This window comes from Bacillus sp. SDLI1, assembly GCF_001553895.1.
Taxonomy (GTDB): domain Bacteria; phylum Bacillota; class Bacilli; order Bacillales; family Bacillaceae; genus Bacillus; species Bacillus siamensis.
On the sequence record NZ_CP013950.1, the window covers coordinates 1,102,006 to 1,120,468 of the forward strand.

The following is an 18,463-nucleotide window of genomic DNA, read 5'->3' on the forward strand; positions in this document are numbered from 1 at the left end:
TCTCGATGCTTGTCATTTCAGGTATATAAATGGCAGGCGACGTAATGGCCGGGAGCGGCTTCTTCAAATGCCGGGATTTGTTCCTTACAGATCGGTTTGGCCATCGGGCACCGCGTGTGGAACACGCAGCCTTTCGGCGGGTTTGCCGGGCTCGGCAGTTCTCCTTTCAGGATGATTCGTTCCCGCTTGACGGCGTCTTTTTTTCTCGTGACGGGCACTGAAGATAACAGCGCTTGCGTATAGGGGTGAAGCGGATTGTCGTACAGCTCATGTTTATCGGTCAGCTCCATCATTTTTCCCAGATACATAACGCCGACTCTGTCACTGATATGGCGGACAACACTTAAATCATGGGATATAAACAAATAGGTCAGGTTGAATTCTTCCTGCAGTTCTTCCATCAGATTGATGACCTGAGCCTGAATGGAGACATCAAGCGCGGATACGGGTTCATCCGCAATAATCAGCTCGGGATTCAATGTTAAAGCCCGCGCAATCCCGATCCGCTGACGCTGCCCTCCGGAAAATTCATGCGGATAGCGGTTCGCAAAGCTCGGATGGAGACCGACTTTCGCCAGCAGCTCCTCTACTCTCTCGTTCCGCTCGCGAATGCTGTACATATGGTGAGTCTGGAACGGTTCTTTAATAATGGAGCGCAGCGTTTTTCTCGGATTAAGCGATGCGAAGGGGTCCTGGAAGACCATCTGGATGTTTTTGCGGACGCTTTTTCTCAGCTTTTCTTCTGATAAGCCGGAAATATCCTGGCCCTTAAAAAGAATCCGGCCGTCTGTCGGTTTGTATAAACGGATCATTGTCCTTCCCGCCGTTGATTTGCCGCATCCTGATTCACCGACGATGCCGAGCGTCTCGCCGCGCTTCAGTGAAAAAGAAACACCGTCGACAGCCTTGATGTCTCCGACTTTTCTTTGAAAAAAACCGGAACGGATCGGGAAATATTTTTTTACGTCTTTCAGCTCTAATATCGTTTCTTGGTTCACAGCTGTCATTTTGATTGGGCACCCTCTTCCTCATATAAAAAACACCTTACAGAACGGCCGCTTTCATGTGTTATCAGCTCAGGCTTCCCCGTTTTGCATTTGTCCATCGCCTTCGCACACCTCGGAGCGAATCGGCAGCCTTCCGGAAGATGATCCGGTGTCGGGACACTGCCTTTGATCGCTTTTAATGTATCAATCTCTCCGTCTATCACCGGTATGGAGTTTAATAGCCCTTCTGTGTACGGATGAAGGGGGTTTAAAAATAAGTCTTCCACGCTCGCGCTCTCAACGACTTGTCCGCAGTACATCACGATCACCCTGTCGGCGGCTTCGGAAACGACGCCTAAATCGTGAGTGATCAGCAGAATGGAAGTATCGAATTTTTTGCAGAGGTCTTTCATCAGCTCCAATACTTGGGCTTGTATCGTCACATCAAGCGCCGTCGTCGGTTCATCGGCTATCAGAAGCTTCGGGTTGCAGCTGAGCGCAATGGCGATCATCACCCTCTGTCTCATTCCCCCGGAAAGGCGGTGCGGATATTCTTTCATTACTTGTTCCGCTCTTGAGAATCCGACGAGCTTGAGAAGCTCAACGGCTTTATTCGCGGCTTCTTTTTTACTCATTTTTTTATGGTATTCAAGCACTTCGGTAATTTGTTCGCCGATGGTCAGCACCGGGTTTAGAGAAGTCATAGGTTCCTGAAAGATCATAGAGACGTCATTTCCGCGGATTTTGCAATATTCGTTTTCGGTGAAGGAGGCCAGGTCCCTGCCTTCCAGCTTAATCGAGCCGTCCACAATTTTCCCGCCCGAGCCTTGGACAAGTCCCATAATAGAAAGAGAGGTGATGCTTTTGCCCGAGCCGGATTCTCCTACAAGGGCGACGGTTTCGCCCTTGTTAATGTGAAAATCCACCCCGTCGACTGCGGGAATCGGCTGTTTCTTTCTGAAAAAATAGGTCTTTAAGTTATTCACTTCTAATAGTGTGCTCATGATACGCCCCTTTCTCATTCCGCTGCAGCAGAGGGAAACATACGTTTCGCTATCACAAAATATAGAATAGTCAAAAATTTTATAGTTGTATATTATTACATCATTATTACAAAAGCAAGAATTTTTTAGGATAAATGTAATATCATCAAATAATTACCATTCTTTCATTCTTTTAAAGCGTTGCTTCCAGAAAGGTTTTTGAAGGGATGGCCAATGCTTCTTTTACTGTTTTTTGATGATCGGTTAAATATTTTTTTACTATATTGAATCCGATGGCATAACCAAGCATTGAGGGGAAGTATCCTTTTCCGTATAAGAGCTGTGAAAACATTCTGCTGTCTCTCGTTAATCGGAGGTTCGGCTTGACTCTTTTTTCAAACAGAAAATCAAGCTGCTCAGACGTATAGTAGGACGTCCATTCCGCCGTAAGACTTGAGCCGAATCGCTCATATACAGCATATTCTGCCAGCCCCTCCATCATGATTGTATCAAGTAATGTCTCATCTTTTTCGTCCTTTGTCACATGTTCTAACCGGCAGACGTGATTATATTCATGTGTCATAAGGGCGGAAACAGCTGAATTGGAACTATCCGACGATAAGAAGAGAAACATTTTGTCCCGGAAAGCAAGACCGGATTTTGACCCGAATTCCAGACGGATTTTCCGGTTTCGTTCATCAACGGGCAAAACAACGATCGGCACGTCCGGCCCGTTCCACTTCTCCTTTAAATAAGCTTCCTCCTTTTGGATATGGCTGTAGCTTCCTCTTTCTTTCAGCCGTTTACTGGTCCTAACGCCGTCCTTCAGATGGCGGAACATTCCGTGGTTTTGCAGCATGCCGAGTATCGGCTTCCACTCTTTCTTTTCGGCCCCTGAAAAAAGCGGCAAAAGGTGCGGGGCCAAATCATTCATGGATGCCGCCTTTTCCATCCATTTATATGTCTGCTTGACGCTCATACCGGTTCGCCTCCTCTTGTTGTTATCATATGCACGCACAAAAAAACCGGCCGCCTTTTTCAGGCAGCCGGTCAAAAAACTGTATTATTGATATTTTTTAAAGATCAAAGTGGCATTATGTCCGCCGAATCCGAGCGAGTTGCTGAGAACGATGTTAACATCCTGCTCGCGCGCTTTGTCCGGTACATAATCTAAATCACACTCTTCATCAGGTGTTTCGATGTTAATCGTCGGCGGGATAACGCTGTCTTTAATCGCCATGACGGAGAAGATGGCTTCAATTCCTCCGGCAGCGCCTAACAAATGGCCCGTCATTGATTTTGTCGAGCTGATGGCAAGCTTGTACGCATGATCGCCGAAAACGGTCTTAATGGCTTTTGTCTCGTATTTGTCATTGTAGTACGTGCTTGTGCCGTGAGCGTTGATGTAATCAATTTCTTCAGGCTTGATGCCCGCATCTTTGATTGCTTCCTGCATCGCTCTCGCACCGCCTTCCCCGTCTTGGGCAGGCGCGGTAATGTGGTAAGCATCACCCGTTGAGCCGTAACCGACAATTTCTCCGTAGATTTTCGCACCGCGGGCAAGCGCGTGCTCAAGCTCTTCAAGTACGATGATCCCCGCGCCTTCTCCCATGACAAAGCCGTCACGGTTTTTATCAAACGGGCGGCTTGCCGTTTTCGGATCAGGATTTGTAGAAAGGGCTTTGTTTGCGCTGAAGCCCGCAAATGACATTCTTGTCAGCGGCGCTTCCGTTCCGCCCGTAATCATCGCATCGGCATCGCCGCGCTGAATGACTTTAAACGCGTCACCGATAGAGTTTGTTCCCGTCGCACATGCCGTCACCGTACAGGAGTTGACTCCTTTTGCTCCGAGAGCGATTGAGATTTGGCCTGTCGCCATATCCGGAATCATCATCGGAACAAAGAACGGGCTGACCCGTCTCGGCCCTTTTGTCAGGAAGATTTCGAATTGGGATTCAAGCGTTTCAAGGCCGCCGATTCCGGAACCGACCCAAACGCCGACTCTTGGCGCGATCTCTTCTGTGATGTTCAGACCGGCATCTTCAACAGCCATTTTCGCTGCTACGACAGCATATTGCGTGAAGCGGTCCATTTTTCTCGCTTCTTTTTTATCCATGTAGTTTTCAATATTGAAATCTTTCAGTTCAGCAGCTACTTTCGCCGGATACTCGTCCGATTCCACACGTGTGATCGGTCCGATTCCGGATACGCCGCTAATTGCATTTTTCCAGCTTGTTTCGGCGTCGTTGCCAAGCGGAGACAGGGCTCCAAGTCCTGTAACGACTACTCTTTTTTTATTCATCATGTGTGCACCTCACCTTTTTTCTATCGTCCCCAGCGTATCGCTATGGCGCCCCATGTCAATCCTCCGCCGAAACCGACCATGACGATGACATCGCCGTCTTTAATTTTACCTGCTTCCAGTTCCTCTACTAATGAAATCGGAATGGATGCTGCGGATGTGTTTCCATATTTATGGACTGTTTTAGACATCTTTTCAACCGGAAGCTCCAAACGTTCCCGTGCCGCTTCCATAATGCGGATGTTTGCCTGATGGGGAATCAAAAAGTCTACGTCCTCTTTGGAAAGACCGGCTTTTTCAATGACATTTACACTTGATTCACCCATTTGCCGGACGGCGAATTTGAATACTTCTCTTCCATGCATGATTGTATGCCCTTTTTCATCTAAGTACAAGTGCTGACCGCCTGTACCGTCTGCTCCGAGCTCAAATGACAGTATGCCTCTGTCGTCGCTGACCGGTCCGATGACAGCCGCTCCGGCCCCGTCCCCGAACAGAACAGCCGTATTGCGGTCTTCCCAGTCAGTAATGCTTGAAAGCTTTTCGACTCCGACCACAAGGACATGTTTGTATGTTTGCGATTCAATGAATTGTTTGGCGGTTACGATACCGTACATAAAACCGGCACATGCAGCGCTGATATCCATCGCGCACGCTTTTTTGGCCCCGAGCTTTTCTTGTATCATACAGGATACGGTAGGGAAAGACTGGTCGGGAGTGACCGTCGCCACGAGGATCATATCAAGCTCCTCAGCGGAAATGCCCGCCTGATCAAGCGCTTTTTGTGCAGCCTCAGCGGCCATGCCGGATGAATACATATCTTCAGCGGCGATTCTTCTTTCTTCTATACCTGTTCTCGTACGAATCCACTCGTCCGATGTATCTACCATTTGTTCAAGATCATGATTTGTCAGCACTTTTTCCGGGATATAACGGCCGACACCAAGAATTCCAGCTTTCATAGGAAAGACTCCTTTTTATAATGAATTTAAAACTAATTAGTTATGATCAATTGTTAGTATCAGGTACTAATTCTACCCTATTTTTTTTCTGTTGGCAATATATTCGTCTAAACTATCGGCTCCCGCTCTTCATAGAATATAAGGAAGATGAAAGGAGGCTTTATTATGGATATTTTCACTAAAATGATGTTCGGCAATTCCGGGGACCGGGATAAAGAACCGGAAGAAAACGAAAAAAACGAAGAAAACCCCGAGCAGCCTCAGGCTGAAAACGAAGGTCCGGTCGATTACAACCACGTGATGAATCAGCTCGGCTCCATCATGAACTCCCTCGATCAATTAAAGCCTGTATTTAAAGACCTTGGGCTTGGATCGATGGTATCCGCCATCAAGAAAAAAATCATGTGAAAAGCCACTTCATGAAAAAGTGGCTCTCTTTATTTATTCAGCTCTCCGGCATCAGATCTGCCAAGCTCATACGCTTCCGCCATGACCGATGTAAATAGATCCATAAACGGCTGAATCATTTCCATAGACAGATCAATGCCGGATTTCTCAAGCTCCGCCTTTGCTTCCGGCAGGTATTTCATTGCGATCTGCATAAATTCAAGAGACTTTTCATGCTGCATGTGTATCCACCTCTATTCATTTGACGGCAGTTCATTTGTTCGGTTATACGTTTTTACAAGGTCTGAGATTTTGTCTTGAAATGCTTTGTCCACCAGAGGGCTGAACGTCCCCATTTCAACGACTCCTTCCCTGAAATCGAAGTTGTGATCTCCGCTCTTGAGCGTGCCGTTATTATATTGCTCGGCGATTATTGTATAGGCTTTGTCTACATTTTGCACGGTGCTTGTCAGCACCGTGTTTTTGCCGAGGTTCGATTGCTCGGCGACATAGCCGATGGCGTAAAGCCCGTCTTTTTTAATTTGCTGAATGACAGGAACATTATACCCGTCTCCGGCCGGATATACAACATCCGTGCCTTCTGCTTTTAACTTCTTATAAAGATGCAGTGCTTCATTGCCGTTATCCCAATGGTCCGTAAATTCAGTATTGACGGTAATATCGGGCTTTTCATATTTTGCCCCTTTAATAAAGCCGTCTACCTCAGGCTGCCATAAAAACGAGGCGATGACGCCGACCTCATTGGTTTTTGACATATGGGCGGCCGTCATTCCCCCAAAAAAGCCCATCGCTTCTCCTATAAGATGAACGCTTATGACATTATCGTTTTTCGCCGTTCCGTTAGCGACGACGAATTCCATGTCGGGATAATCCTTACTGATCATATTGAAGATTTCCTCGTATTCATTTCCGTGCCCGTATAAAAGATTGACTCCTTTTTTATGCAAATCATCTATCGCTTTTAAAATATCTTCATCAGATCTGATATTTTCTTTATAATAAACGTCAACGTTAAATTCAGATTGTATCGCTAATAAACCTTTGTAACCTTTTGTGCCCCATACCAGGTCACTGATGGTATCGGGAAACAGCATTCCGACCTTCTCAATTTTCCCTTTAAACGGAGTTTGTGCGCATCCGCTCAATAAAAGGAGGACAGAAAAGACCATGACAAGCCTGGTGATCAAGCCGTGTTCAACCCCTTTTTTACTCATAACATGTATAATTGGTATACATTTATTGTAGCGGTAATGCACATAACATGGAAGGTATTTCTTAAAAATTGTCGAATGTTGATGAAAATTGTCTTTTCCACTCTTGAATTTTTTCTTCCGCTTCTGTTTTTTGCGTTTTTTCTATTATTTCCAGGGTAATAACCTGACTTTCGTCCTCTGTGCCGTCCGCCTGAAGCTTATTCATCAGCCCGCAGGCTGCGTCTTCTAAAAAGACCCTGCTTTCGCTATCTTCTTTCGCTTCCGTCCACGGGCCGTAAAGCGGCGGAAGAATAATCGTTTTAACCGTGTCCCGCTGGCCGCTTTTTTCCCAGTCTCCGTGATCCTCGTTGTAAACAATCCAATATAAAGGCTCCGTTCTGTCTTCAGGCAGACATCCGCTCCCGTATTGAACGCAGATTCGATCGTATTCCTTATCACCGATTTCATCTATGATTTGAAAAAGCCCGTTCCTCCCGAGCCACATTAAACGTTCTTCTAAATACAGCTGCCTCGTTTTGTCCTCCGGCTCATCCAAAATGACATCAACATGCACACCTTCATCCATCATCCGTTCGCATAATGAAAGGCCGAGAAATTCATCTGCTCCAATGATCAGCGCTGTCTTCATCACATATGCCGCCTTTCCGGTTTTTCATTCACGCACAAGCCAAACAGCCCTCTGAAAAGAGATGGCTGTTGTATACTATTCACTACAGGTCTTTTTCATGACTGCGGAAAAAGCGGCAGATGGCTCTGTACATCCGCGCCGGATTCTCAAGCATGTGATACGTGATATCAGTCTTGCATCCGGTCTTTGCCCGGGCTTCTTTATATGCGTTCGATGCAGGGTATACGGATACGGCGCTCCGGTCGTTCTTTGCCATATATGTACCGGCACGCTGGTGCGGCAGCCGGTGATGGTCTGATAGGTCAGCGAGCTTGCCTCTTTTTCAGAAACACCGAAGCTTTGAGCCGTTTCTCTCAGAAACTGCTTATAAAAAAACTTATTTTCTTTCTCTGATTCAAAATGGGCTTGAAGGTCAAGACAAGGATCTAACATTGCTGCTGAACGAATATGCTCCGGCGAAGATTGCAGCAGTTGATCGGCGATGAGAGCGCCCATGCCTTCTGCAAGCAAGTGTATTTTCGGGTTGAGGGTTTCTTGTTTCAGCACATAATGAATCAGCTGTCTGGCGTAAGCGGCGGCTTTTTCCGATCCCCAATGCCTGCCGTATAAATTGCTGTTGAAGATTGTATAACCTCTGTCACGCAGCGTATTTAACAGCTGGTTTCTCCCTTCATGTTCGAGCCAAAAGCTTGAATCCCCGCTGACAAAGTGAGTTCTGTCCCCAAGAATAAAGATACAGAAGCCGTTCGGCCGATACGGCAGATGGATGACGTTCAGCTCAGATCCGAGTTGGAAAAATCTTTCCGTTATCCCCATGCCTTTCCGCCTCCTTTTACTCCTAGTTTCTCTATTGGCTATCATATGTAAGAAGAATGAAAACGGATCAGTTAAACCCCTAGTTGCTTCTATGTTTTGGCTATTATACCGGTGCGGGGACCGTATTTTCCGTCAGACGGCCGGGCATGCGGTAAAAAGTCAGTTTTAGGGCGGGGCTTTTTGATGCGAAATTGACCTTCCGCCCGCGCCTTATGTATGGTATGATACAACGTAGAATAAAATGAAGGACGAGGTGGAAACGTGCGGTTAGTTATCGGTTTTATTTGGACGTTCCTTTTAACACATATGGCCTGTTATTTGATCGCCTCCATGAACAGCGCGGCGTACAACTTCAAGCAATCATCCGTTATCGCCGTAGTTATCGCGGTGCTTGTGTTTGTTCTTGCGGAAGTCATGCCTGTCAAACAGGATGCAAGCCAGCATTAATTAAAAAAACCTGCTATTCAGCAGGTTTTTTTCTGTTCACGGTTTTCGTTGATATGTCCACAATCTGTTGTGATTTGAAGTCTCAGGAAACATTTCTCCCGCCGTAAGCTTGATTTTTTGCGGATTTTTGACCATACTTCCCGTTTCGCCGATTTCAACGTACACACCGTTATTCGGCGCTTTTTGTCCCGGTCGGAATTGATGCTGCTGTCCCACGTCATTTCCTCCTTTTTCTTTTTCATGTAGTATGCGCTTGTATACGGGAAAATATTAAAAAACCGCTGAATGAGGCTCAGCGGTTTTTTTGTTCATCCTGATTGTAAAGAAGAGCTTTCAAGAGCGCTTTTTGTGCGTGAAGCCGGTTTTCCGCCTGCTGGAATACCGCAGAGTTCGGGCCGTCAATTATCTCGGACGTGACCTCTTCCTCCCGATGCGCGGGCAGACAGTGCAAAAAGGTATAGTCAGGTTTGGCGAGACTGACGAGTGAGGCGTTGACTTGGTACGGAGCAAACACGTTCAGCCGCTGCTGCATCTCTTCCTCCTGTCCCATGCTCGTAAAGACATCGGAGTAAATCACGTCTGCATCCCGCACCGCTTCCTGCGGATTTTCGGTAAGGATGATCTCCGCTCCGGAAACAGCCGCAGCTTCTTTTGCGGCATTTACCGCCTCTTCCTCTACTTCATAGCCTTTCGGCGAAGCAATCGCAATGTCACAGCCCATTTTTGCGCAGCCGATCATAAGTGAATGCGCGACATTATTTCCGTCACCGATATAGGCGACTTTTACTCCTTTCAGCTTTCCTTTTATCTCTTGTATCGTTAACAGATCCGCGAGTGCCTGACACGGGTGGTACCGGTCGGTCAGCCCGTTTATGACGGGAATGTGTGCATGCTCGGCAAGTTCTTCGACTTTTTCATGCTCAAAAGTGCGGATCATAATGGCATCAACGAATCCGGACAGCACCTTCGCCGTATCCGCGACCGTCTCTCCCCGTCCAAGCTGCAGGTCGCTGCTTGAAAGGAATAGTCCTGTTCCTCCGAGCTGAGCCATTCCCGCTTCAAACGATACACGCGTGCGGGTTGAAGATTTTTCAAAAATCATCGCCAATGTTTTTCCTTGAAAAATCGGCTGTATCGGATGCTGTTTTAATAATGAAGCTTCTGTCAGAAGCCCGTTAATGTCAGACGGGCTGAAATCCTTCAAGGAAAGAAAATCTTTGCCGTACAAATGGGTTAATGTATGTTCCGCTTTTACTGTGTGCATGATGCCACATCCTTTTGATAAAGATCTTTAAGCGATACAGGCTGAGGTTTGCCGGAGCCGCTTGCTAAAAATGCCTTTGCGGTTTCCGGTTCAGTAAAGACCGTCACGCCGTGCGTCATGGCTTCAATCCGCTGTTTACGCGCTTCTTCAGAATGATTGAAATTAATATGGACCGCTTTATCTTTCCGATCCGCCCAGGCCTGAAAAGAGTCTTTGCACACGGTGAATCCCGCAGCTTGAGCCTGCCGTGCCAGTTCCTCATCTCCGCCTTCCAGATAGACGCTTCCTTTTTTCTCCCAGACATGCGCGTAGATTTTTTTCAGGGCGCTTTCTGCGTCAAAGGCGACACACATCCCTTCTCCTGTCGACTTCATTTCCGGTCCCGGCTTTACGTCAACATCCTGAATGGCGTGAGAAGAAAATACCGGGAATTTCACAGCCGTTCCATGCTGATTTTGAACCTCGGGCTTGAGGTCTTTAAGGGAAGCGCCGGCCAGCAGTCTGGCGGCAAGCGGGATCATCGGCACTCCCATCACCTTAGACACGACAGGAACCGTGCGGCTTGCCCGCGGATTCACTTCAAGAACGAGAATATCCCCTTTGTCATCAATGACAAACTGAATGTTCATAATGCCTTTGAAACCCAGTTTTACCGCAATTTTTTCGGCAGCCTTTTTTATATCCCGCTGCATATCAAGTGTGACGGACGGACCCGGCAGAATCGCAAAACTGTCGCCCGAATGGACACCGGCCCGTTCAATGTGTTCTGTGTAAGTCGGAACGAATACTTCATGTCCGTCGGAAATCAGATCGATCTCCAATTCTTTTCCTGTAATGTACTGGTCGATCAAAATCGGATACGGCATGCCCGCTTCTTTTTCCAGCAGGTCTGACAGCTGCGCTTCTGAATCAACGATGATCATGCCCATCCCCCCGATGACATAAGATGGACGGATCAGCACGGGATACCCGATGCGGCTTGCTTTTTCCGCGGCTTCTTCTTTCGTATAAGCCGTTTCCCCTTTGGCATGTTTCAGATCAAGCTCATCAAGCAGCCGATAAAACAGATCCCGATCCTCCAGCGCATCCAGGGTTCTAAAGGATGTTCCGAGCAGCTGAACGCCCGCTTTTTCCAGTGATTCAGCGGCATTGATAGCGGTCTGTCCCCCAAACTGGACGATGGCAAAATCAATGTTTTCATGTTCCGCCACGTTTAAAATATGCTCTGCCGTCAGCGGTTCAAAATAGAGCCTGTCGGCAATTTCGTAATCGGTGCTTACCGTTTCCGGATTGTTATTGATCATAATCGTTTCATAGCCCAGCTTTTGCAGGGTCAGGACGCCGTGGACTGCGCTGTAGTCAAATTCCACACCCTGACCGATACGGATCGGGCCTGATCCTATAATGAGCGCCCGTTTTTTCTCTTTTCGGCTGATATCTCCGTCGCTTTCTCCGAGATAGGTGGAGTAGAAATAATTTGTCTTGGCATCAAATTCAGCGGCGCATGTATCTACGATTTTAAACGACGGGACGATATCTGCTTTCTTTCTGAGAGCGCGGATGTCTTCTTCCGTTTTCCCCGTAAGAGACGCGATCATGACGTCCGTGAAGCCTTTTATCTTCGCCTGCTTTAAAAGCGGGACGGACAAATGATCTCCTTCTTCCATCAGCTTGTTTTCCAATGTGATGATATTTCGGAATACATGAAGGAAAAACGGGTCAATTTTCGTTTTAGAATGAATGTCTTCTATCGTTACACCGCGGCTTAACAGTTCCATGACGACGAAGAATCTCCGGTCATCCGGCGTTACCGCTAAGTCCCACAGCTGATTGACCGTAAAGCCGCCGAGTTCAGGAAGGCGGGTGCCGATCGTTTTCAGCTCAAGGGAGGCCGCCGCTTTTTGAATGGCCGCTTCCATGTTTCTTTCGATCGCCATGACCTCTCCCGTCGCTTTCATCTTCGTTCCGAGCGTGCGGTCGGCATGTTTAAATTTATCAAACGGCCAGCGCGGGAACTTGACGATGACATAATCCAGCGCCGGTTCAAAGCTTGCATAAGTAGAGCCCGTCAGCGGATTTTTCAGTTCATCAAGCGTATAGCCGACGGCAAGTTTCGCCGCCATTTTGGCAATCGGATAGCCGGTCGCTTTTGACGCGAGAGCTGAAGAGCGGCTGACACGCGGGTTCACTTCAATGACATAGTACTGTTTGCTGAACGGGTCCAGCGCAAATTGAATGTTGCAGCCGCCGACTACATCAAGCGCTGAAATAATCGCCAAACTAGCTGAACGCAGCATCTGATATTCTTCATCCGTTAACGTCTGGGACGGCGCGACTACGATCGAGTCTCCTGTATGCACGCCGACGGGATCAATGTTTTCCATGTTGCAGACGGTGATGCATGTATGATTTCTGTCACGCATGACCTCATACTCGATTTCTTTAAAACCGGCGATGCTTTTTTCGACGAGGCATTGGCTGATCGGGCTTGCCAACAGCGCCTGTTTAATCAGCGTCTGAAACGCTTCTTTCGTTTTCGCGATTCCGCCTCCCTTTCCGCCTAACGTATACGCCGGTCTCAGAATAACCGGAAATCCGATAGACTCAGCGAAGCGGAGGGCATCTTCTTCGTTGTCGACGATTTCGCTTTCCGGAACGGGCTGATCGAGCTCCTTCATCAGGGCCCGGAACCGCTCCCGGTCTTCGCCTTTTTGAATGGTCTCCACTGATGTTCCTAAAAGCTTGACGTGATGCTTCTTCAGCACGCCTGCTTCTTCAAGCTTAACGGCTAAATTCAATGCCGTCTGGCCGCCCAAATTGGCAAGGAGACCGTCCGGTTTTTCTTTTTCAATGATGGCTTCGATGCTTTCAGGCGTGAGCGGTTCAAAATAAATTTCATCGGCAAACGCCTCATCCGTCATAATCGTTGCCGGGTTGTTGTTGACGAGAATAACACGGTATCCTTCTTCTTTCAGAGCCATGCATCCCTGCGTTCCTGAATAATCAAATTCAGCCGCCTGGCCGATGATGATCGGGCCTGAGCCGATGACTAATATGCTGGAAATGGTTGTATCTTTAGGCATGAGCGATTTCTCTCCTTGCTGGTATCACTTTCTCTAGAAATTCATCAAATATCCACTCGCTCTCAGCCGGTCCGGGATGAGCTTCAGGGTGGAACTGTACGCTTAATACGGGAAGGCTGTTGTGAATGAGCCCTTCCACTGAGGTGTCATTGACATGATGGAATCTGATCGACAGCTCGTTTTGGTCAATTGATGCTTCATCGACGACGTAGCTGTGGTTCTGGCTTGTCATAAACACCCGTTTCGTTTTCCGGTCAATAACGGGATGGTTGGCTCCCCTGTGCCCGAACGGCAGTTTATACGTATTCCCTCCGAAAGCGAGGGCAATCAGCTGATGTCCGAGACAAATGCCGAGTACGGGGAAAGCATTCAGTAAAGCCTTAATCCGGTCCATGTACGGAGCAATCGCTTTCGGGTCCCCAGGTCCGTTTGAAAGCACGATTCCGTCAGGCCGAATATCATAAACGGCATTCATCTGGTGATACGGAACGACTGTTACTTTACAGCCGCGCTTTACAAGCGACGAAGCGATTGATTTTTTATAGCCGAAATCAATCAGCGCAATATGCCGGTCTCCGTCCCCCATAGAGGTGATCTCTTCGGCCTGCGCCAGCTCAGCCGGGTTTTCTGTTCCGGATGCCGCCGGAACTTCTCCTGTTGTTGACACGGCAGCGTTCATCGTGCCGCCGGAGCGGATGGTTTTGACGACGGCCCGTGTGTCCACTTCGGTTAAAAGTGGGATGTTCCATTTGTTTAAATACTCTCTCAAACTTGAGACTGCTTCATGGTGAGAAAAATGTTCACACGCTTCATACACGACAACGGCCTTGACTTGAGGAATCTTACTCTCAAGGTCTTTTTCATTAATTCCGTAGTTTCCGATCAGCGGATACGTAAAAACAATGATCTGCCCCTTATATGACGGGTCCGTAAGCACTTCCTGATAGCCCGTCATTCCGGTGAAAAAAACCGCTTCGCCAACACAGCATGCTTCTTTTTCAAGATCACCGACGAATGATGTTCCGTCTTCCAATACTAAATAGCCTTTCATCTAAAGCCCACCTCTTGACGAATAATTAATTAAAAACATGAATTTTTATACTCTTATAGCGAAAAAAAAATTATCGTTTCACTGCGGTATGCGCTTCTATCGCTGCTTTCAGCATGCTGACGGCCGAGAGCATTTCCTCTTCAGAAACCGTAAGCGGCGGGAGCAGCCTGATGACATTCGGTCCGGCCGGAAGCACGAGAAGTCCGCGTTCCTGCAGGTCTCCGATAATGCCGGAAACGGAACCTGCACATTCAATGCCGATTAATAGCCCTTTTCCGCGGATATCTTTTACAAAAGGCCCTGTCAGCTCACTTTTCAGCCGGTCTTTTAAAAAAGAGCCTTTGCCGGCCGCAGCCTGGAGAAAGTCCGGCTGAAACACAATGTCCAAGGTTGCATTCACAGCTGCCATGGCAAGCTTATTGCCGCCGAACGTCGTACCATGCGTACCCGGCGTGAAGGCTTCGCCAAGCTTCTTTTTGCCGATCACGGCTCCGGCGGGAAAACCGTTTCCAAGCCCTTTCGCAACGGTGATGATGTCCGGAGAGATGCCGAAATGCTCATAGCCGAATGCTTTTCCCGTCCGGCCGATTCCGGTTTGAATCTCGTCTATGATAACCAGCGCCTGTTTGTCTTTGCAAAATGTCTGTAAGGCTTCGATGAATTCCGGGTCGGCGGGATGGACTCCCCCTTCTCCCTGCACCGTCTCAAGCATGACGGCGGCGATATCATCCTCTTTTGAAAGCGTGCTGAATGCTGACGGATCATTAAACGGAAGATAGTGAAATCCATGGAGCATCGGTCCGAAACCGGTTTTGATTTTGTCTTGTCCGGTGGCGGCCATTCCCGCATATGTCCGTCCGTGAAAGGATTGCCGGAATGTCACGATTTTTGTTTTTCCCGTTGCTTTACGGGCAAGCTTAATGGCGCCTTCATTCGCTTCAGCCCCGCTGTTGCAGAAGAAAACCAGGTCCCCCGCGCTATGTTCGGCAAGCTTTGCCGCGGCTTTTTCCTGAAGGTCATTTTCAAACAGATTGGAAACGTGCCATACGCTGTCAAGCTGTTCTTTGACCGCTTCTGTCACCGCATCATGACAATGGCCGAGATTGGAAACGGCGATGCCCTGAATAAAATCCAGATACGTTTTTCCGTTTTCATCCTCTGCGATTGTCCCTTTCGCTTTTTTGATATCGATAGGCCAGCGGCTGTAGGTTTGAAATAAACTGCTCATGACACGCTCTCCTTTTCCTTGACGATTTTTGTTCCTTGGAAGGCTTGATCGGTGAAAAACGCTCCTTTTCCGTTTACGATCATAACTTCCGCGACATCTTCACTCAGTGCCGATAATGCCGACTTCACCTTCGGAATCATCCCTCCCGAAATGACGCCGCCATCGATGAGGGTCTGAATCTCCCGCGGCGTCAACGTCTCCAGCCGGTTCTCTCCGTCCATAATTCCTTCGACATCCGTGACAAATAAAAGTTTATCGGCTTGTAAGGCTGAAGCGACGGCTGATGCCGCTGCGTCTGCGTTGACGTTCAGCGTTTCAAAATCACTTGTCATGGAAAGCGGAGCGATAACGGGAATGATGCCTTCTTTCATTAGTGCTTGAATAATGGACGGATCGGTTTTCCGGATTTCACCGACTTCTCCGTATTTGTCTTGATCAAGATAGGATGCTTGAAGGAGACCGCCGTCCTTTCCTGAGATTCCCGCAGCTTTCAGCCCGTTTTTCGCGAGTTCGGTTACGAAAAATTTATTGACCGTTCCTGACAAGACCATTTCGGCTGTTTCCAGCACCGGTTTGGTCGTTTTCCGCTGCCCATCGACAAATTCCGTTTCAATCTGCAATGTTTTCAGCATTTGTGAAATTTCCGGACCGCCGCCATGCACGACGGCAATGTTCCAGCCCGATTGCATAAGCTCTTTTACATTTTGAAAAAAAGCGGCGGATAACTCGCGGATCACGCTGCCGCCGCACTTAAAAACAATGGTTTTCTTCATGCCGCTCCCCTTTGTTATGTGCGATAGCTCGCATTGATTTTGATATAGTCATAGGTTAAGTCACAGCCCCATGCCCGGCCGCTGCCGGCGCCTTCTTGCAGGCGGACTGCAATCGTAATTTCATCACCTGATAAGTACTCCTTGGCGTCAGTCTCTGAAAACGGCTGAGGTTCGTTGTGTTTAAACAGACACTGACCGCCGAGGAAAACTTCCACTTGTTCGGCCGTTACGCTTGCCGCACTGTGCCCGATTGCGCCGACGATGCGCCCCCAGTTGGCGTCAGTGCCGTAAACGGCGGTTTTCACAAGGCTTGAGCCGACGATTTTTTTGGCGATGATATTCGCTTCGAGATTATTTTTCGCGCCTTCGACTTTGGCTTCAATTAATTTCGTCGCTCCTTCACCGTCTCTGGCAATATCTTTGGCAAGGTCTTCGCATACAAGCTTCAGCCCCTTTTTAAAAGCCGGCCAGTCGGAATGCTGCTCCGTCAGACACTCATTCCCCGCGCAGCCGTTCGCCATCACGAGCACCATGTCATTCGTCGATGTTTCTCCGTCAACGGTGATTTGGTTAAATGAAACATCCGTGATCTCTCTGAGCGCGTTTTTAAGCGCCTGTTCTTCCACGGCCGCATCCGTTGTGACAAAGCCGAGCATTGTCGCCATGTTGGGATGAATCATGCCGGAGCCTTTCGCCGCTCCGCCGATCGTGATGATGTCTCCGCCGATCACCAGTTCATAACACGTCTGTTTCGTCACTGTATCCGTCGTCAAAATGGCTTCTTCAAAAGCTCCGGACACTGCAGGCGCTTGACCGAGCTGCTCAATGCCCGCCTGAATTTTTTCCATGTCTAACAGCTCGCCGATCACCCCGGTTGACGAAACCGCAACAAGCTCCGGCTCAATCCCGAGCCGGCTTGCGAATCCGTCCCGCATTTCATAAGCGTCCTTTAAACCTTGGTCTCCCGTACAGGCGTTGGCAATCGCGCTGTTGACAATAACCGCCTGAAGCACAGCCTCTTTTTTCAAGCTCTCTTGCGTCACTTTCAAGGGTGCTGCCTGAAAATGGCTCTGCGTATATACCGCTGCACTGACAGCAGGCGTCTGGCTGATAATCGCCCCGAGATCTTTTTTTGAATAGCGCAGCCCGCAGTGGACGCCCTTTGCCTCAAACCCTTTCGGCGAAGATACGCCGCCTTTGATTTTCGTGATTTTCTCACTCAGCTGAATCATATTTTTGAATCCCTCTTTCGTTCTATGGATAGACTGGCGTCATCATAAGTCCCGTTTCTTCCTGCCAGCCATTCATGATATTTAAATTTTGAACCGCCTGCCCGGCGGCGCCTTTCATCAGATTATCTATGACAGAAACGATGGTCACGCGGTTTGTTCGTTCATCCACAGTGACACTGATGTCACAAAAGTTGCTGCCGTACACTTCTTTCGTCGCCGGGAATTCACCTTCCGGCCTGATCCTGACAAAATATGAATCTTTGTAAAATTCGGAATAAAACTCTCTTAATTGTGCAGAAGACATTCCCGGAGGGGCGTCGGTATACATCGTCGCCATAATCCCCCTTGTCATCGGCGCCAAATGAGCGGAAAACGTGATCGGACCTGTGCCGGGCTGCCATGCCGCCAATTGCTGTTCAATTTCCGGAGTGTGCTGATGCTCATTGACCTTATAAATTTTGAAATTATCATTCAGCTCAGAATAATGTGTGCCCATGGAAGCTTTTCGGCCGGCGCCGGATACGCCTGTCTTCGCATCAACAATCAGAAATGAATCTTGTAAAAGCTTATTTTTCGCCAGCGGGGCGAGCCCGAGAAGCACAGCCGTCGGAAAACACCCCGGATTGGCAATCAGCTTTGCATTCTGAATTTCTTCTTTTTGCAGTTCGGCTAAACCGTAAACCGCGTTTTGAATCGTTTCTTCCGGGGCGGCCTGCCGCTTATACCACTTTTCATACACGGCCGGATTTTGAATCCGCAGATCGCCGGAAAGATCAATGACCGGAATGCCCGCCTCCGCCAGCTTCGGCGACCACTCCCCGGAAACGCCGGGCGGCGCGGCTATGAACATCACATCAATTTCGTTGCAGATCGTTTCTATATGAAGCGGCTGAAGTGATTGCTGCGCTATATTTCTCAAATGCGGATATGAAGCATCATATGCCTTTCCTTCATCGCTCGATGAATATAATATACAATTATCTGTATAAGGGTGATGGTTAAGAATCCTGACAAGTTCGGCGCCTCCATAACCAGTTGCGCCTATAATACCAATTTTCAACGGGTTCACCTTCTTGGTTTTTGTGA

Annotated in this window: 18 protein-coding genes and 1 pseudogene; 2 read left to right on the forward strand and 17 right to left on the reverse strand. The window is 48.3% G+C overall.

All coding sequences use genetic code 11. The features are described 5' to 3' along the window. Positions 1-17: 17 nt before the first annotated feature. The 5 genes from AUL54_RS04935 to AUL54_RS04955 form a co-directional block, all read right to left on the reverse strand. Positions 18-1,007: an ABC transporter ATP-binding protein gene (locus AUL54_RS04935; protein WP_060963093.1), complete on the reverse strand. Its 990-nt coding sequence runs from the start codon at positions 1,005-1,007 to the stop codon at positions 18-20. Then, positions 1,004-1,990: an ABC transporter ATP-binding protein gene (locus AUL54_RS04940; RefSeq protein WP_060963094.1), complete on the reverse strand. Its 987-nt coding sequence runs from the start codon at positions 1,988-1,990 to the stop codon at positions 1,004-1,006. Before AUL54_RS04940 ends, AUL54_RS04935 begins: the two co-directional genes overlap by 4 nt. Before the next feature lie 172 nt (positions 1,991-2,162). Continuing rightward, entirely contained in the window at positions 2,163-2,948 is a 786-nt protein-coding gene (locus tag AUL54_RS04945) for a DUF2268 domain-containing putative Zn-dependent protease (protein ID WP_060963095.1), read from the reverse strand. Between the two features lie 84 nt (positions 2,949-3,032). Next, entirely contained in the window at positions 3,033-4,271 is a 1,239-nt protein-coding gene (fabF, locus tag AUL54_RS04950) for a beta-ketoacyl-ACP synthase II (protein WP_060965052.1), read from the reverse strand. Positions 4,272-4,294: 23 nt separating this feature from the next. Then, positions 4,295-5,233: a beta-ketoacyl-ACP synthase III gene (locus AUL54_RS04955; protein ID WP_060963096.1), complete on the reverse strand. Its 939-nt coding sequence runs from the start codon at positions 5,231-5,233 to the stop codon at positions 4,295-4,297. Between the two features lie 165 nt (positions 5,234-5,398). On the opposite strand from AUL54_RS04955, the gene AUL54_RS04960 reads away from it, so the two are divergent. After that, positions 5,399-5,641, forward strand: coding sequence for a hypothetical protein (locus AUL54_RS04960; protein ID WP_060963097.1), 243 nt, complete (start codon positions 5,399-5,401; stop codon positions 5,639-5,641). Between the two features lie 29 nt (positions 5,642-5,670). Here the strand turns inward: AUL54_RS04960 and AUL54_RS04965 are convergent, their stop codons facing one another. The 4 genes and pseudogenes from AUL54_RS04965 to AUL54_RS04980 form a co-directional block, all read right to left on the reverse strand. Further along, complete coding sequence (locus AUL54_RS04965) at positions 5,671-5,862, reverse strand: ComZ family protein (protein ID WP_003155061.1); 192 nt, start codon at positions 5,860-5,862, stop codon at positions 5,671-5,673. Between the two features lie 12 nt (positions 5,863-5,874). Then, positions 5,875-6,828 (reverse strand): BMP family ABC transporter substrate-binding protein, encoded by a 954-nt coding sequence (locus AUL54_RS04970; protein WP_060963098.1) that lies wholly within the window; start codon positions 6,826-6,828, stop codon positions 5,875-5,877. Between the two features lie 88 nt (positions 6,829-6,916). Next, positions 6,917-7,483 carry a hypothetical protein gene (locus tag AUL54_RS04975; protein WP_060963099.1) on the reverse strand — a complete coding sequence of 189 codons (567 nt, stop codon included), beginning with the start codon at positions 7,481-7,483 and terminating at the stop codon, positions 6,917-6,919. Positions 7,484-7,565: 82 nt separating this feature from the next. After that, positions 7,566-8,299, reverse strand: a pseudogene (locus AUL54_RS04980) (hypothetical protein). Positions 8,300-8,560: 261 nt separating this feature from the next. On the opposite strand from AUL54_RS04980, the gene AUL54_RS04985 reads away from it, so the two are divergent. Continuing rightward, positions 8,561-8,746 (forward strand): YjzD family protein, encoded by a 186-nt coding sequence (locus tag AUL54_RS04985; RefSeq protein WP_016938251.1) that lies wholly within the window; start codon positions 8,561-8,563, stop codon positions 8,744-8,746. A 36-nt stretch (positions 8,747-8,782) separates the two neighbouring features. On the opposite strand, the gene AUL54_RS04990 is transcribed toward AUL54_RS04985, so the two are convergent. From AUL54_RS04990 to argC, 8 genes are all read right to left on the reverse strand, one after another. Further along, complete coding sequence (locus AUL54_RS04990) at positions 8,783-8,962, reverse strand: YjzC family protein (RefSeq protein WP_016938252.1); 180 nt, start codon at positions 8,960-8,962, stop codon at positions 8,783-8,785. Positions 8,963-9,038: 76 nt separating this feature from the next. Beyond that, positions 9,039-10,010, reverse strand: coding sequence for an ornithine carbamoyltransferase (gene argF / locus AUL54_RS04995; RefSeq protein ID WP_060963100.1), 972 nt, complete (start codon positions 10,008-10,010; stop codon positions 9,039-9,041). After that, complete coding sequence (locus tag AUL54_RS05000) at positions 9,998-13,093, reverse strand: carbamoyl-phosphate synthase (glutamine-hydrolyzing) large subunit (RefSeq protein ID WP_060963101.1); 3,096 nt, start codon at positions 13,091-13,093, stop codon at positions 9,998-10,000. Before AUL54_RS05000 ends, argF begins: the two co-directional genes overlap by 13 nt. Then, the gene (locus AUL54_RS05005) at positions 13,086-14,144 is read right to left on the reverse strand and encodes a carbamoyl phosphate synthase small subunit (protein WP_060963102.1); all 1,059 of its coding nucleotides are present in this window, start codon (positions 14,142-14,144) and stop codon (positions 13,086-13,088) included. The genes AUL54_RS05000 and AUL54_RS05005 overlap by 8 nt, the downstream gene beginning before the upstream one ends. 70 nt (positions 14,145-14,214) lie before the next feature. Next, on the reverse strand, positions 14,215-15,372 hold the full coding sequence (locus tag AUL54_RS05010) for an acetylornithine transaminase (protein ID WP_060963103.1): 1,158 nt from the start codon (positions 15,370-15,372) through the stop codon (positions 14,215-14,217). Further along, positions 15,369-16,145, reverse strand: a complete 777-nt coding sequence (argB, locus tag AUL54_RS05015) for an acetylglutamate kinase (protein WP_060963104.1) — start codon at positions 16,143-16,145, stop codon at positions 15,369-15,371. Before argB ends, AUL54_RS05010 begins: the two co-directional genes overlap by 4 nt. A gap of 14 nt (positions 16,146-16,159) precedes the next feature. Continuing rightward, a complete protein-coding gene (gene argJ, locus AUL54_RS05020; protein ID WP_060963105.1) occupies positions 16,160-17,377 on the reverse strand; it encodes a bifunctional ornithine acetyltransferase/N-acetylglutamate synthase in 1,218 nt (405 codons plus the stop codon). Positions 17,378-17,399: 22 nt separating this feature from the next. Continuing rightward, positions 17,400-18,437 (reverse strand): N-acetyl-gamma-glutamyl-phosphate reductase, encoded by a 1,038-nt coding sequence (gene argC / locus AUL54_RS05025; protein ID WP_060965053.1) that lies wholly within the window; start codon positions 18,435-18,437, stop codon positions 17,400-17,402. Between the last annotated feature and the right edge of the window lie 26 nt (positions 18,438-18,463).